General features: G+C 65.1%; 13 protein-coding genes. 6 read left to right on the top strand and 7 right to left on the bottom strand.

Translation table 11 applies throughout. The features are described from left to right. The first annotated feature begins 96 nt into the window (after window positions 1-96). Together hrpB and K3752_RS12155 are read left to right on the top strand one after the other, a co-directional pair. Window positions 97-2,547: an ATP-dependent helicase HrpB gene (hrpB, locus tag K3752_RS12150; protein WP_260063366.1), complete on the top strand. Its 2,451-nt coding sequence runs from the start codon at window positions 97-99 to the stop codon at window positions 2,545-2,547. Window positions 2,548-2,618: 71 nt separating this feature from the next. Next, window positions 2,619-3,074 (top strand): NUDIX hydrolase, encoded by a 456-nt coding sequence (locus K3752_RS12155; protein WP_149775687.1) that lies wholly within the window; start codon window positions 2,619-2,621, stop codon window positions 3,072-3,074. Here the strand turns inward: K3752_RS12155 and K3752_RS12160 are convergent. The 3 genes from K3752_RS12160 to K3752_RS12170 form a co-directional block, all read right to left on the bottom strand. Then, on the bottom strand, window positions 3,071-4,066 hold the full coding sequence (locus K3752_RS12160) for a 2-dehydropantoate 2-reductase (RefSeq protein ID WP_260063367.1): 996 nt from the start codon (window positions 4,064-4,066) through the stop codon (window positions 3,071-3,073). The two genes, K3752_RS12155 and K3752_RS12160, sit on opposite strands and share 4 nt — an antisense overlap. Window positions 4,067-4,144: 78 nt before the next feature. Next, window positions 4,145-5,107 (bottom strand): pirin family protein, encoded by a 963-nt coding sequence (locus tag K3752_RS12165; protein ID WP_170417657.1) that lies wholly within the window; start codon window positions 5,105-5,107, stop codon window positions 4,145-4,147. A gap of 102 nt (window positions 5,108-5,209) precedes the next feature. Next, window positions 5,210-6,052: a phytanoyl-CoA dioxygenase family protein gene (locus K3752_RS12170; protein WP_260063368.1), complete on the bottom strand. Its 843-nt coding sequence runs from the start codon at window positions 6,050-6,052 to the stop codon at window positions 5,210-5,212. 205 nt (window positions 6,053-6,257) lie between these two features. Between K3752_RS12170 and K3752_RS12175 the strand changes: the two genes are divergently transcribed. Continuing rightward, on the top strand, window positions 6,258-6,746 hold the full coding sequence (locus K3752_RS12175; protein WP_260063369.1) for a twin-arginine translocation pathway signal: 489 nt from the start codon (window positions 6,258-6,260) through the stop codon (window positions 6,744-6,746). Between the two features lie 5 nt (window positions 6,747-6,751). Next, window positions 6,752-7,357 (top strand): ferric reductase-like transmembrane domain-containing protein, encoded by a 606-nt coding sequence (locus K3752_RS12180; protein ID WP_260063370.1) that lies wholly within the window; start codon window positions 6,752-6,754, stop codon window positions 7,355-7,357. A 14-nt stretch (window positions 7,358-7,371) separates the two neighbouring features. Here K3752_RS12180 and K3752_RS12185 read toward each other — a convergent pair whose 3' ends face one another. The 3 genes from K3752_RS12185 to K3752_RS12195 all read right to left on the bottom strand — a co-directional run bounded on the left by K3752_RS12185 (window position 7,372) and on the right by K3752_RS12195 (window position 9,956). Beyond that, window positions 7,372-7,716, bottom strand: a complete 345-nt coding sequence (locus K3752_RS12185; RefSeq protein WP_170458364.1) for a 5-carboxymethyl-2-hydroxymuconate Delta-isomerase — start codon at window positions 7,714-7,716, stop codon at window positions 7,372-7,374. A gap of 57 nt (window positions 7,717-7,773) precedes the next feature. Then, window positions 7,774-8,700 carry an ornithine carbamoyltransferase gene (argF, locus tag K3752_RS12190; protein ID WP_093963032.1) on the bottom strand — a complete coding sequence of 309 codons (927 nt, stop codon included), beginning with the start codon at window positions 8,698-8,700 and terminating at the stop codon, window positions 7,774-7,776. Between the two features lie 68 nt (window positions 8,701-8,768). Then, window positions 8,769-9,956 carry an aspartate aminotransferase family protein gene (locus K3752_RS12195; RefSeq protein WP_170435244.1) on the bottom strand — a complete coding sequence of 396 codons (1,188 nt, stop codon included), beginning with the start codon at window positions 9,954-9,956 and terminating at the stop codon, window positions 8,769-8,771. Window positions 9,957-10,262: 306 nt separating this feature from the next. Here K3752_RS12195 and K3752_RS12200 point away from each other — a divergent pair, with 306 nt between their 5' ends. Continuing rightward, window positions 10,263-11,147, top strand: coding sequence for a DMT family transporter (locus tag K3752_RS12200; RefSeq protein ID WP_260063371.1), 885 nt, complete (start codon window positions 10,263-10,265; stop codon window positions 11,145-11,147). Window positions 11,148-11,253: 106 nt separating this feature from the next. After that, window positions 11,254-12,489: an MFS transporter gene (locus K3752_RS12205; protein WP_260063372.1), complete on the top strand. Its 1,236-nt coding sequence runs from the start codon at window positions 11,254-11,256 to the stop codon at window positions 12,487-12,489. Here the strand turns inward: K3752_RS12205 and K3752_RS12210 are convergent. Beyond that, the gene (locus K3752_RS12210; protein WP_260063373.1) at window positions 12,486-13,289 is read right to left on the bottom strand and encodes an ABC transporter permease; all 804 of its coding nucleotides are present in this window, start codon (window positions 13,287-13,289) and stop codon (window positions 12,486-12,488) included. The genes K3752_RS12205 and K3752_RS12210 overlap by 4 nt on opposite strands. Window positions 13,290-13,336: the final 47 nt, after the last annotated feature.

Raw genomic sequence — 13,336 nt, forward strand, 5'->3', positions numbered from 1 at the left:
GATGACGGGGATGGGCCGGATTTGTCCAGTACCGCCGGGCGCGGGATTTGACGCAGGCGTTCTGGACCTTGGCCGGGGCTTTGGCGATAAGGCGGCATGACCCGTCTACCGATCGACGATGCCCTGCCCGACCTGATCGCCGCGCTGCGCGCGCGCGGCCGTGCCGTGCTGCAGGCCCCGCCCGGCGCCGGCAAGACCACGCGCGTGCCGCTCGCGATGCGCGACGCCGGCCTGTGCGACGGGCGGATCGTGATGCTGGAACCGCGGCGGCTGGCCGCCCGCGCCGCCGCCGAACGCATGGCCGAGACACTGGGCGAACGCGCGGGCCAGACCGTCGGCTATCGCGTGCGGGGCGAGGCGAAAGTGTCAAAAGCCACCCGGATCGAGGTGGTGACCGAAGGCATCCTGACCCGGATGCTGCAATCCGAGCCCGATCTGCCCGGCGTCGGGGCGGTGATCTTCGACGAATTCCACGAACGTTCTTTGAACGCCGATCTGGGGCTGGCCCTGTGCCTCGAGGTCGCCGGCGCGCTGCGCGACGACCTGATCCTGCTGGCGATGTCGGCCACGCTGGATGCCGATCCGGTGGCGCGGTTGATGGACGCGCCGCTGGTGACATCCGAAGGGCGCAGTTTTCCGGTTCAAACCCGCTGGCTGGACCGCCCGCTGGGTCCGCAGGCGCGGCGGCTGGACGCGTTGGTCGATCTGGTGGGTCAGGCCGAGCGCGAGACCCGCGCCACCGGCGGCGGCATTCTGGTGTTCCTGCCCGGCGAGGGTGAGATCCGCCGCGCCGAGGCCGCGCTGGCCGGGCGGCTGCCCGGCGATTGCGCAATCCGGCCCTTGTTCGGCGCCCTGCCCTTTGCCGCCCAGCGCGCCGCCCTTGCGCCGGCCGAGACCGGGCGCAAGGTGGTGCTGGCCACCTCGATCGCCGAGACCTCGCTGACCATTCCGGATATCCGGGTGGTGGTGGACATGGGCCAGGCCCGCCGCGCGCGGTTCGATCCGGGCTCGGGCATGTCGCGGCTGGTGACCGAGCGCGTCACCCGCGCCGAGGCGACCCAGCGCGCGGGCCGCGCGGGCCGCGTGGCCGAAGGGCTGTGCTATCGCCTGTGGTCGAAGGGTGAGGAAGGCGCCTTGCCCGCCTTTCCACCCGCCGAGATCGAGGCCGCCGACCTGACCGGCCTTGCGCTGGAACTGGCCCTGTGGGGGGCCGAGCCGCAGGATCTGGCCTTTCTGACACCGCCGCCCGAGGGGGCGCTGGCCGAGGCGCGCGCGCTGCTGCGGATGCTGGGCGCGCTGGACGGCAAGGGCCGGATCACCGACCATGGCCGCGCACTGGCTGGTCTGCCGCTGCATCCGCGGCTGGGGCACATGCTGGTCACGGCAGGCGCGCAGGCCGCTCCGCTTGCCGCCCTGATGGCCGAGCGCGACCCGTTGAAGGGCGCGCCGGTGGACCTGTCGCTGCGGCTCGAGGCGCTGCGCGATCCGCGCGCCTATCAGCGCAACCGGGTCTGGCCCGCCAATCCCGGCGTTCTGGACCGAATCCGGTCCGAGGCGAAACGGCTGCGCGGCCAGATCAAGACCGAAGACGACCCGCTTAGCCCGGCGGCGATGGCCGCGCTGGCCTATCCCGACCGGGTTGGCCAGCGACGAAAGGGCGACGCGCCGCGCTATGTGCTGTCGGGCGGCAAGGGCGTGGTGATGGACCCCGGCGATCCGCTGGCCGCGGCGCCGTATCTGGTCGCCATCGACACGGACGGCAACCCGCGCGAGGCCCGGCTGCGCATGGCCGCGCAGATCACCGAGGCCGAGATCCGCGCGCTGTTCGCCGAGCAGATCGAATGGGTCGAGACCTGCGCCTGGTCGAAACGGGACCGCCGGGTGGTGGCCCGGCGGCAGGAACGGTTCGGGGCGCTGGTGCTGGATGAACGCATCTGGAAGGACGTGCCCGACGAGTCCGTAGCCCGCGCGATGCTGGACGGCGTGCGCGATCTGGGCCTGCGGCTGGAGGGCAAGGCCGCGCGACTGGCCGCGCGGGTCGAGCTGGTGCGGGCGGCGGGCGTCGACCTGCCCGATTTCTCGGAAAACGGGCTGATGGAAAGGCTCGAGGACTGGCTGCTGCCGATGCTGACCGGCGTGCGCAGTGCCGAGGATTGGAAGCGATACGACCTGCTGCCCGCCCTTCAGGCGCGGCTGAGTTGGGACCAGATGCAGGAACTGGACCGCCGCGCGCCCCCGGCCTTCGTCACGCCGCTGGGGCGCAAGGTTCCGATCGACTATGGCAAGGCGGTGCCCGAAATCGCCGTTCGCCTGCAGGAGATGTTCGGGGTCACCCAGCACCCTATTGTGGGCGGCGAGCCGCTGAAGATCACCCTTCTGTCCCCCGCGCAACGCCCGATCCAGATCACCCGCGACCTGCCGGGGTTCTGGGCCGGGTCCTATGCCGATGTGCGAAAGGACATGCGCGCGCAATACCCCAAGCACCCCTGGCCCGAGGACCCGACCCAGGCCGACCCGACCCTGCGGGCCAAACGCAGGGGTGCTTGAATACCGTCTGTCAGATTGATATCTCTCGCCGTCTGGAAGGCAGAACAACAAAAAAACGGCAGGCACCCGCAATGACATGGCTGCACAAATTCTGGGAGGGGGTCTTGAAACCCCTGTTTCAGCGTCCGCGCCTCGTGCAGTTCGCGGCGCTGTGTACCCGTGGCGATGGCCCCGATACGCAGGTGCTGCTGGTCACCAGCCGCGACACCGGGCGGTGGATCATCCCCAAGGGCTGGCCGATTGACGGACTGAACGGGGCCGAGGCGGCAGCGCAGGAGGCCTGGGAAGAGGCCGGCGTGCGCAACGCCGAGGTCGATCCAGAGCCGGTCGGCAGCTACTGCTACGGCAAGGTCCGCAAAAGCGGCGCGATCGATCCGGTCTGCACCACGGTCTACCGGCTGCGAGTCACCGACCTAGCCGACGAATTTCCCGAAATGCACGAACGCACCCGCGAGTGGGTCTCGCCGCAAGAGGCGTCCGAACGGGTCCATGAACCAGAGCTGAAAAAGCTGCTGTTGCGGATCTAACCGCCGGTACCGCTCAGCCCGGCACGGATCTGATCGGGGGTCAGCGGACCGGTCTCGCCCCGCGTGATCAGCCCAGCCACCCGGTCGCAGATCGGGGTCGGCGTGCCGGTTTCGCGGCCCAGGCGAATGATCTCGCCCTGCAGGCTGTCGATTTCGGTCGGGCGACCGGCATCCAAATCATAGGCCATCGAGGTGCGCGCGGCGGGGTCGATCGTCAGCATCCGTGCCGCGATGCGCGAAAACAGCGGTGTGGGCAGGCGCAGGACATGCGGCGTCATCCAGGCCGGCAGCGGCGTGGTCGAGGCCACGGGATGCCCGGAGGCGGCCAGAACCGCCAGCGCCTCGGCCATCTGATCGGCCATCAGGCGGCGACAGTCGCGGTTCAAAAGCTGTTCGCGCAGGGTCAGGCCCGACAGCGCGTTCAGAGCATTGTTGAGGTTGATGACCAGCTTGCCCCATTGCACCGCCTCGATCCCGTCGGTTTCGGTGACGGGCAGATCGGGCGTGGACAGGCGGCGGGCCAGCGCGCCAGGGCCGGACTGGATCACGATGTCGCCGGATGTCGCGCGATGCCAGGTGGCCGGACCGGCAGGCACCACGTTGAACGGCACCATCCCGGCGCGTACGTCCCGCCCGGGCAGCGCGGTGCGCAGGGTGCGCGCGTTTTCCATCCCGTTCTGCCACGAAATGACCGGGGCCGCGGCCGGAGCGTGCGCGGCGATCAAACGGGCCATCTCGGCAGTGGCGCCGGTTTTCACCGTGACCAGAACCAGATCGGCGTCGGACAGGCAGGCAGGGTTATCGGACAGGGTCAGACGGTCGGCGGGGATCGTTTTGCGCAGGCCCGAATAGTCGGTGGCGGTCAGCCCATTCTGCCGGATCGGATCCAGCACCCGCGCCCGGCCCAGCAGCTTAACGTCATGCCCGGCATCGGCCAACAGCCCCCCGCAATAGCATCCGATGCTGCCCGCGCCCGCGATCACCAGTCTCATGCCGTCCCCTTCCCGTTTGCCATCAAGGATCGCCGGGATCGCGCGGGCGGGCAAGCCGGGCGGGCGCTGACGTCACGTTCAGCGCGCGCGTCGGGGCTTGGTGCGTTCCAGTTCCGGGGTGATCGGAATGAACTCGTCCTCATCCCCCGGCGGCAGGTGGAAGGCGCCGTTGGCCCAATCGGCGGATTTCCATTCGCGGATCGCCGTTTCGATCTTGTCCTTCGAAGACGAGACGAAGTTCCACCAGATATACCGATCCTCATTCATCGTGGCCCCGCCCAGCAGCATCAGCCGCGCCCCCGCCGGCCCGGCCGTCACCGACAGGCGGTCACCCGGGCGGAAGACCATCATGCGGCCTTCCTCGAACCGGTCACCCGCGATCTCGACCGAGCCCTGGGTGACGTAGACGCCCCGATCCTCGTGATCGTCGGGCAGCGGAAAAGCGGCGCCGGGGTCCAGCTGAACGTCCAGATAGAAGGTTTCCGACAGCATCGTGACCGGGCTGGTTTCCCCATAGGCCGAGCCGAGGATCAGCCGGGCGCTGACACCGGCATCCTGAATATGCGGCAGCGCGGCCTGCTTGTGATGTTCGAAATCGGGGGCCATGTCTTCGTGCGCTTCGGGCAGCGCGATCCAGGTCTGGATGCCGAACAGGCTGTGCCGCTTGGCGCGGGTTTCGGCGCTGGTGCGTTCGGAGTGGGTAACGCCGCGGCCCGCGACCATCCAGTTGACCTCGCCGGGATAGATCATCTGATGGGTGCCAAGGCTGTCGCGATGTTCAAACTCGCCCTGGTACAGGTAGGTGACCGTGCCCAGCCCGATATGCGGATGCGGGCGTACGTCGATGCCGCCATCGGTGATGAACTCGGCCGGTCCCATCTGGTCGAAGAAGATGAAAGGTCCCACCAACTGACGCTTAACCGAGGGCAGCGCGCGGCGCACCTCGAACCCGCCCAGATCGCGGGCGCGCGGGATGATCAGGGTTTCCAGCGCCGAACCTTCGCTGACGCATTCGGGGCTGTGGGTGGGGTTCCAGCTCATGTCGGCCTCCAATCCGGTGCGGCGGGATGTTCACTCTTGCCAATCTAGCGCAAAATACCAGCGGACAAAGTGCATCAGCGCACAGACAGGCTGCGCCCCGGATCAGCCCTGAGCGCGGGGCCAGAGTTGCGGGAAAAACGGGCCGGAGATCCGGTCGCCCTCGGCATAGCCGGCGGCCTCAAATTGCGCCCGCTCCTCCTTGGCCCAATCGCCGCGATACCGGATCACCCCGTCCGGCCCGGTCATGCGCAGGGTGAAGCGGCGCACGGTTTCCGTGGGCGTGACCGAGGACAGCCCCCCGTGCAGCGTGCGCATGTCGAAATAGATGCAGTCGCCCAGATCCATATCCCATCGTAGCAGTTCATAGGCGCCGGGATCGGCATTCACGTCCGGTGGCGGGTGATAGGTGCGGCCTGCAACCTGCGTGGGTTCATAGCTGGGGTGCCCGTCGGCGAACCGCACCCGCATGAACAGCTTGTCCCACAGGTGCGAGCCGCGCACGAAGGCGATCCCGTTGTCCTTGCTGACCGGTTCAAGCGGCAGCCACAGCACGCACATCGAGCCTTCGAAATCGAAATAGGACAGGTCCTGATGGAATGGCGGGCGAGAGGTCGATCCGGCCTCGCGCAGGAACCAGTTGTCCATCACCAGATTGATCGGCGCGGCGCCCAGCAATTCGGAAGCGATTGGCGCACAGGGCGAGTTGCGGACGAATTCCTCGAACTGTGGGATCTTGCTCCACGCCCAGTAATCCTCGAGATAGGCGGGCGCGTCCGGGTCCTTGGTGTGGCGGGTGAAGTTCTCGGTCGGGGTTTGCAGATCGGCGTCGATGCCCGCGCGCAGCAACTCCAGCCAGTCCGCGCTGAATTTCTGGCGCAACACCACCGCGCCGTCGCGGCGGAAGGCGGTGATTTCATCCTTGGTCAGCAGGCTCGCATCTGTCATCGGCTTCCCCCTTGGTGACGCAACCAGAAGGATCGCACCTGAAAGGCGCAGGCGTCAAAGACTTTTGCCGCCTCGGTCCATTCCACGCGCTTTCGTTCGCTGGTTGGCCGGATTTTGCCCGGAACGCTCGGAATGAGCCGTGATCGTGCTATGCTTCCACTGTGGCGGTTGGAACAGCTGCCGGGTCAGCACAGGAGAGGTTTCGATGCCCGGAGATTCACTGAACCGAAGAACCATGTTGGTGGCCGGCACGGCGTTGGTTGCCACGGCCGGCAGCGGGCTTATTCTGCCTGCGCGGGCCAGTGGGTTGGCGCCGACCCCGTCGATGCGAGGCGGATCGAACAACTACCGCCCGGGCGCGCCGATCGTCGACCGGATCGGCGGCGGCGGCTTCTGGATGACCGGCACAGTACGGCGGGCCGGCGACGGCGCGCCCCTGCCCGGTCAGCGCATCCAGGTCTGGGCGCACACAACCGAAGGCCACGAGCGCGACCCGCAAAGCCACGGCGCCACCCTGACCGATGCGAACGGAGAATTCCGGCTGGAGATGCCGCAGATCGTGCCCGCCTTTGGCCAGCCGCACGGACATCTGGCCTATGACAGCGGCGAATTCGAGACCGTCTTCCTGCGCCCGATCATGTCCAGTGCGCACGACAAGACCCTCGCCGCGCATTTCGTTCTGCAACCGGTCTGAACCAGGTGCCACGCCCAGGCGTCCTTGCGGTCTGGCTGGCGCTGATCGCGGCCATCGCGGTGCCCGTGGTGGTGGCGGGGTTCAGCCCGTATCTGGCCTGGCGCAGCCCGATCTATGTCGCTGCGGGGTTTGCCGGGATCATCGGGTTGGGATTGCTGTTGGTACAGCCGCTGCTGGCCGCGCGCATGTTGCTGGGGCTGACCGCGATGAACAGCCGAATGTTGCACCGCTGGGTCGGGATCACCCTGATCGCCATGATTGCCCTGCATGTGGGCGGACTGTGGATCACCAGCCCCCCGGATGTGGTGGATGCTCTGCTTTTCCGGTCCCCCACCCCGTTCTCGGCCTGGGGCGTGGTGGCCATGTGGGCAGCGTTCGCCGCCGCGGCGCTGGCCGCGCTGCGCGGCCGACTGCGATGGCGGTTCCGCCTTTGGCGTTTGGCCCATGCCAGTTTTGCGCTGGTGACCATTCTGGGCACGGTCGTTCACGCCGTGCTGATCGAGGGCGCAATGGAAACCGTCACAAAGGCCGCATTGTGCGGACTTGTATCGTTCGCCTGCGTCGGGGCCTTGATCAGATTGCAGGTCTGGGACGTGAAACCGCGGGGCTAGGCGACGGGAGCACGTCAGGTCGCCAGGCGCTTGGCATAAGTGGCGCGGTTCATCTCTACATCCCGCACGGTGATGCTGCCAACCGTCGGCGCAGCGGCGGTCAGAACATCCAGAATGATCGCGTTCAGTTCGGTTCGCGTCGGCTCGTCCCGGCCTTGCATCAGAAACAGAGTGGCGTGGATGAACGTCTGCGGATCGGTCCCGATGTGGGAATACGGGATCGGCATGGCGCGGATTTTGAGCGTTGGCGCGTCAAATTGCTCATGCTCGGCGAGGACCGTATAGAGTTCTTCGCATATGGCTTGAAAATCGTGCGATTGCTCAAGCCCGGCGGAAAATTCCAGAACGACGTGCGGCATGGGAGCCTCCAAGAATGAAAGAGAACCAGAGGCTCCCATTGAATTTCTGAGGGGGCTTCAGACCCCTAAACACCAACGCATCACCGCCTTCTGTGCGTGCAGGCGGTTTTCGGCCTCGTCAAAGATCACCGAGTTCGGCCCGTCCATAACTTCGGAGGTCGCTTCCTCCTCGCGGTGGGCGGGCAGGCAGTGCATGAACAGGGCGTCGGGCTTGGCATGGGCCATCAGTTCGGCGTTGACCTGATAGGGCCGCAGCAGGTTGTGCCGACGCTCTTTCGCGGATTGGGAATCGTGCATCGAAACCCAGGTGTCGGCCACAACCAGATCAGCGCCGTCGACGGCCTTGTACGGGTCGCGTTCGACCACGATCTTCGAGCCCTTCTGGCGGGCGAAACCCATGAACTCTTCCTCGGGGTCGAACTGGGCGGGGCCGGTAAAGGTCAGGTCAAAACCGAACTGACCCGCCGCATGCAGGAACGAGGCGCAGACATTGTTGCCGTCACCCGTCCAGACCACCTTTTTCCCGGCGATGGGGCCGCGGTGTTCCTCATAGGTCAGCACGTCGGCCATTATCTGGCAGGGATGGGTGCGGTCGGTCAGGCCGTTGATCACCGGCACGTCCGAGTATTCGGCCATCTCGGTCAGGATGGTTTCGTCGAAGGTGCGGATCATGATCATGTCGACATAGCGCGACAGCACGCGGGCGGTGTCAGCGATGGTTTCGCCATGGCCCAGCTGCATGTCCTTGCCCGACAGCACCATGGTCTGACCGCCCATCTGGCGCACACCCACATCGAACGAAACGCGGGTCCGGGTCGAGGGTTTTTCGAAGATCAGCGCCACCATGCGGCCCGCCAGCGGCTGTTCGTCGTCGGGTGCGGCCTTGGGACGGCCCAACCGGGCCTGCTTCATCGCGCCGGCCTGGTCGATCATCGACCGCAGCGCGGCGGCGTCGGTTTTGTGGATATCAAGGAAATGGTTCATGTCGGTTCGCTTTTTTCATTGTCGGTTGCCCGGGGGCGTCACCCCCGGCGCATTCGGGAATAGGGGCGTCAGGCCGAGGCGAGTTGGCCTTGAACCTGCCGGGCGGCTTTCTCGAGGCGGATCTGGGCCTGGGCAATGTCATCCTCGGTCAGGGTCAGCGGCGGCAGCAGGCGGATCACGTTGTCGGCCGCGGGCACGGTGATGACTTCGTTTTCATAACCGGCCGCGACAACATCGGTGTTGGGCGCTTTGCATTTCAGGCCCAGCATCAGGCCGGATCCGCGGACCTCTTCGAACACGTCGGGGTGATCGGCGACTAGGCCCTCGAGCTTTTGGCGTAGCAGACCCGCCTTTCGGTTGACGCCGTCCAGGAAGGCCGGGGTTGCCACGTGGTCCAGAACCGCGCAGCCCACCGCGCAGCCCAGCGGGTTGCCGCCATAGGTCGACCCATGGGTGCCCGCGGTCATGCCGCTGGCGGCCGCTTCGGTAGCCAGCACCGCACCTAACGGGAAGCCGCCACCGATACCCTTGGCCGCCATCATGATGTCGGGCGTGATGCCTGCCCATTCATGGGCAAAGAGTTTCCCGGTCCGGCCGACGCCGCACTGCACCTCGTCGAGGATCAGCAGCAAGCCGTTGTCGTCGCAGATCTGGCGCAGGGCCTTGAGTTCGACATCGGGGACGGGGCGGATGCCGCCCTCGCCCTGGATCGGCTCGATCATGATCGCGGCGGTCTTGTCGCTGATCGCGTTGGTCACACCGTCCAGATCGCCGAAGGCGACATGCACGAACCCCGGCAGCAGCGGGCCGAACCCCTTGGTCATCTTCTCGGACCCGGCAGCGGCGATGCCCGCTGAAGAACGCCCATGGAAAGACCCATCAAACGTGATGATCTCCACCCGCTCGGGTTGCCCCTGATCGTAGAAGTATTTGCGGGCCATCTTGACCGCCAATTCGCAGGACTCGGTGCCCGAATTGGTGAAGAACACCGTGTCGGCAAAGGTCAGATCCACCAGCTTGTCGGCCAGCGCCTGCTGCTGCGGGATCTGGTACAGGTTCGACACGTGCCACAGCGCGTGCGCCTGTTCAGTCAAGGCCCCGACCAGTGCCGGGTGGGCATGGCCCAGCGCATTCACCGCGATCCCCGCGCCCAGATCAAGGAAACGTCGGCCGTCCGCCTCGGTCAGCCAGGCGCCTTCGCCCTTCACGAAGGTCAGCGGAGCACGATTGTAGGTCGGCAGAACGGACGGGATCATCGGATCATCCTTTTTGGAAAACTTGAACCCAGTGACTGAAACACTGAGACCGGGTTCGTCAACAGATTTGGTGAGAGATGCGCGGATTTGGTTCGCGCGCGCAGGATCAAAAGGGCCGGTTACGCAATGATGCGTCGACGTCGGAGCAGCAGGATATGCACGAGTTTGATCATGGGCGCCGGTATAGCGGGGCCAGCCCAGTGTGGAAAGGCAAAATGTATCCGCACATGGATTTTTTGCTGGCGCGGGTCGGGCGCCTTGCAATTCGGGCTTGTCATTTCTCTTACGCTGGCGCACCGATGGCCCATGTTCTCACCACAAGCCCACAACCCTGCCCTGGCAGCCGTACTTATCTTCTGCGCCAGCGCTTTCATCGCGGGCACGACATTGCTGGCCAAAGCTCTGGGCACCGAGACACTGGGCCCGCCCCTGCACCCCATGCAGATCAGCCATGGCCGGTTCCTGTTCGCATTTGTGGTCATCGTGGCGGCAGTTGGCGTCCTGCGTCCCCAACTACGGCGTCCGCATTGGGGTCTGCATATCGGGCGCACCAGTTTCGGATGGACTGGCATTACTCTGATGTTCGCGTCGGTCGCCTATATCCCCATAGCCGATGCCACGGCGATATCGTTTCTGAACCCTGTTTTCGCGATGGTTCTGGCCATTCCTCTGCTGAAAGAGACCGTTGGGCCTTGGCGCTGGCTGGCGGCGGCGGTGGCTTTGACGGGGGCGATCATCCTGCTGCGCCCGACCCCCGACAGCTTTCAACCCGCGGCTCTGCTTGCCTTGGCGGCGGCGGCAGTGATCGGGATGGAATTGATCTTCATCAAAAAGCTGTCTGGCCGCGAGAGCCCAATCCAGATCCTGCTCATCAACAATGCCATGGGCTTGACGATTGCCAGCATCGCGGTCGCAACCGTCTGGCAACCACCATCGCCCGCTCAGTGGGCGGCTTTGGCCGGCATTGGTTTTCTGATGGCTTGCGCGCAGGCCTGCTTCGTCAATGGAATGGCCCGGGCAGATGCCTCGTTCGTAGCACCGATCAGCTATGCAACGCTGATATTCGCCGCGCTTTATGACTTTGCGGTGTTCCGGGTCGTTCCGGATTGGGTCAGTTTGCTGGGCTCAGGGGTCATTCTGACCGGAGCGCTGATCCTTGTCTGGCGCGAGGCCCGAACCAGACGCCGCTAGATTTTTTTCTACGGCCTTGTCCGCAGGCGACCCCGATGTCGCAAACTCTCATGAAACCGACACCGCATGACGCACCCTGAGTGCGGTTGGTTAGAGAGATTGCCCGATGCACGAACGCCGAATCCCGGAATGGGTCCGTCATGCGCCCGCGCCCTCCGTTCGCAAGTTCGGCATACTTGCCGGGTTCGAGGCCGTGGTTCGCGGCATCCTGATTTCCGTATTCCCCTTGGTGATGTACCGGGCCATGGGCGACGCCGGGTCCGTCTCGCTCGTTTACTTTCTGGTCGGCCTCGTTTCGTTATTGGCCGGGCTGATGGTGCCGTTCCTGATCCGTTATGTCCCGAGGCGATGGGCCTACACAGCCGGCTGCGCTATGTTCATCACCGGCGCTCTGCTGGCCATCGACGGCAGCCCCGAGGCCGTGATCGGGGCACTTGCGCTGAACACCGTGGCCGCGGTGGTGACTTTCATCTGCTTCAACGCCTACGTTTTGGACTACATCAGCAAGATCGAGCTCGGCCGCTGCGAAACAAGCCGGATGTTCTACAGCGCGCTGGGTTGGACAGCGGGGCCGATGGCAGGTGTGATGTTGATGGAATTATGGGCGCCGGCCCCTTTCGTCATCAGCGCGGCCGCCGCCATTGGTATGCTGATCATGTTCTGGGCCATGCGTCTGGGCAACGGCAAACTGATTACCAAGGCCAGGAGGGCAACGAAAAATCCGCTGTCATTTCTGCCTCGGTTCTTTGCCCAACCACGGCTGGTGGCCGGGTATCTGTTTGCCATGATCCGGTCCTGTGGCTGGTGGATCTATGTGGTCTACCTTCCGATTTTCGCCATCGAAAACGGGTTGGGTGAGCAATTGGGTGGCACGCTTTTGTCAGCCACGAACGCCATGCTGTTTGCTGCCCCCCTGATTCTGCGCTGGGTCCAGAACCGGTCTCTGCGCAGCGCCGTACGAACGGGCTTCGCCGCCTGCGCCACATGTTTTCTGTTGGCTGCATTTCTCTCGGGCTGGCCGGTGGCATCGGTCGTCGCACTGGTCATGGGGTCAATCTGGTTGATCGTGCTGGACATTTGTGCCGGTCTGCCATTCCTGATGGCGGTGAAGCCGTCCGAGCGGACAGAGATGTCCGCAATCTATTCCAGCTATCGCGACGTTTCGGGAATTCTGACACCGGGCGTTGCCGCCTTGGTGTTGCTGGCGACACCGGTGGCTGGTGTTTTTGCGGCAGGTGGGTTTGCACTGCTGGGCGCCTGGTCCGTGGCCGCGCGACTGCATCCGCGGCTGGGACGCCCCCGCGTGCCGCTACAGCCCGGTTCGTTGTCCGAAGCTGCCTAGGCCTTCAAACGGTAACCGGTCCGCAGCATTTGCCAGATGACGGCGCAGATCAGCAGGGTCGACAGCAAACAGACGGCCATCCCCAACATCGGGTTGCTGTCCGACACTCCGATCATGCCATATCGCAATCCGTCGATCAGGTAGAAAACGGGGTTCACGTGGCTGATCCTGTTCAGCAACGGCGGCAACGCGTCGACCGAGTAGAAGGTACCGGACAGAAACGCCAACGGAGTAACGATGAAGTTGGTGATGGCGGCCATCTGATCGAACTTGTTGGCGAAAACCCCTGCCAGCAGGCCCAGCGTGCCCATGAACGCACCCCCAAGAATGACAAAAACCAAGGCCAGCGCGGGATGCTGCGGCATCAGCCCCAAGCCAAGCGCCAGCGCAGCGGCCAGCATCAAAGCGATAAGCACACCCCGTGCGATGCCGCCCGCCAGATAGCCCAGCAAAATCTCGAGCGGGGACAGCGGCGGCATCAGGGTATCGACGATGTTGCCCTGCACTTTCGAGATCACCATCGAGGACGAAGTGTTGGCAAAGGCGTTCTGAATCACCGTCATCATCATGATCCCGGGCGCCAGGAATGTCAGGAAGGGCACGCCCATGACATCCGGCCGCCCCGGGCCGACGGCGATGTTGAAGATCAGCAGGAACAGCCCCGCCGTGACCAGAGGCGCCAGCAGGGTCTGCGTCCAGACCGCCAGGAAGCGCAGGGTTTCGCGCTGGGCCAGTGTCCACAACCCCATCCAGTTGACCGCTCCGAAACGGCGCATGTCCTGATCCGCGAGATTCTGCATTCCTGCCCCCAATCTGATTCGATGACCGCTTGTAACTCGGCCCGCAG

The sequence above is a fragment of the Ruegeria sp. B32 genome, from assembly GCF_025141855.1.
Classification (GTDB): Bacteria; Pseudomonadota; Alphaproteobacteria; order Rhodobacterales; family Rhodobacteraceae; genus Ruegeria; species Ruegeria arenilitoris.

Excerpts from the sequence above, each read along its gene's own strand:
- argF (WP_093963032.1), bottom strand. The coding sequence starts at position 8,700 with ATGAACCATTTCCTTGATATCCACAAAACCGACGCCGCCGCGCTGCGG.
- K3752_RS12155 (WP_149775687.1), top strand. The coding sequence starts at position 2,619 with ATGACATGGCTGCACAAATTCTGGGAGGGGGTCTTGAAACCCCTGTTT.
- K3752_RS12170 (WP_260063368.1), bottom strand. The coding sequence starts at position 6,052 with ATGACAGATGCGAGCCTGCTGACCAAGGATGAAATCACCGCCTTCCGC.
- K3752_RS12195 (WP_170435244.1), bottom strand. The coding sequence starts at position 9,956 with ATGATCCCGTCCGTTCTGCCGACCTACAATCGTGCTCCGCTGACCTTC.
- K3752_RS12200 (WP_260063371.1), top strand. The coding sequence starts at position 10,263 with ATGTTCTCACCACAAGCCCACAACCCTGCCCTGGCAGCCGTACTTATC.
- K3752_RS12185 (WP_170458364.1), bottom strand. The coding sequence starts at position 7,716 with ATGCCGCACGTCGTTCTGGAATTTTCCGCCGGGCTTGAGCAATCGCAC.
- K3752_RS12210 (WP_260063373.1), bottom strand. The coding sequence starts at position 13,289 with ATGCAGAATCTCGCGGATCAGGACATGCGCCGTTTCGGAGCGGTCAAC.
- K3752_RS12160 (WP_260063367.1), bottom strand. The coding sequence starts at position 4,066 with ATGAGACTGGTGATCGCGGGCGCGGGCAGCATCGGATGCTATTGCGGG.
- hrpB (WP_260063366.1), top strand. The coding sequence starts at position 97 with ATGACCCGTCTACCGATCGACGATGCCCTGCCCGACCTGATCGCCGCG.
- K3752_RS12205 (WP_260063372.1), top strand. The coding sequence starts at position 11,254 with ATGCACGAACGCCGAATCCCGGAATGGGTCCGTCATGCGCCCGCGCCC.
- K3752_RS12175 (WP_260063369.1), top strand. The coding sequence starts at position 6,258 with ATGCCCGGAGATTCACTGAACCGAAGAACCATGTTGGTGGCCGGCACG.
- K3752_RS12165 (WP_170417657.1), bottom strand. The coding sequence starts at position 5,107 with ATGAGCTGGAACCCCACCCACAGCCCCGAATGCGTCAGCGAAGGTTCG.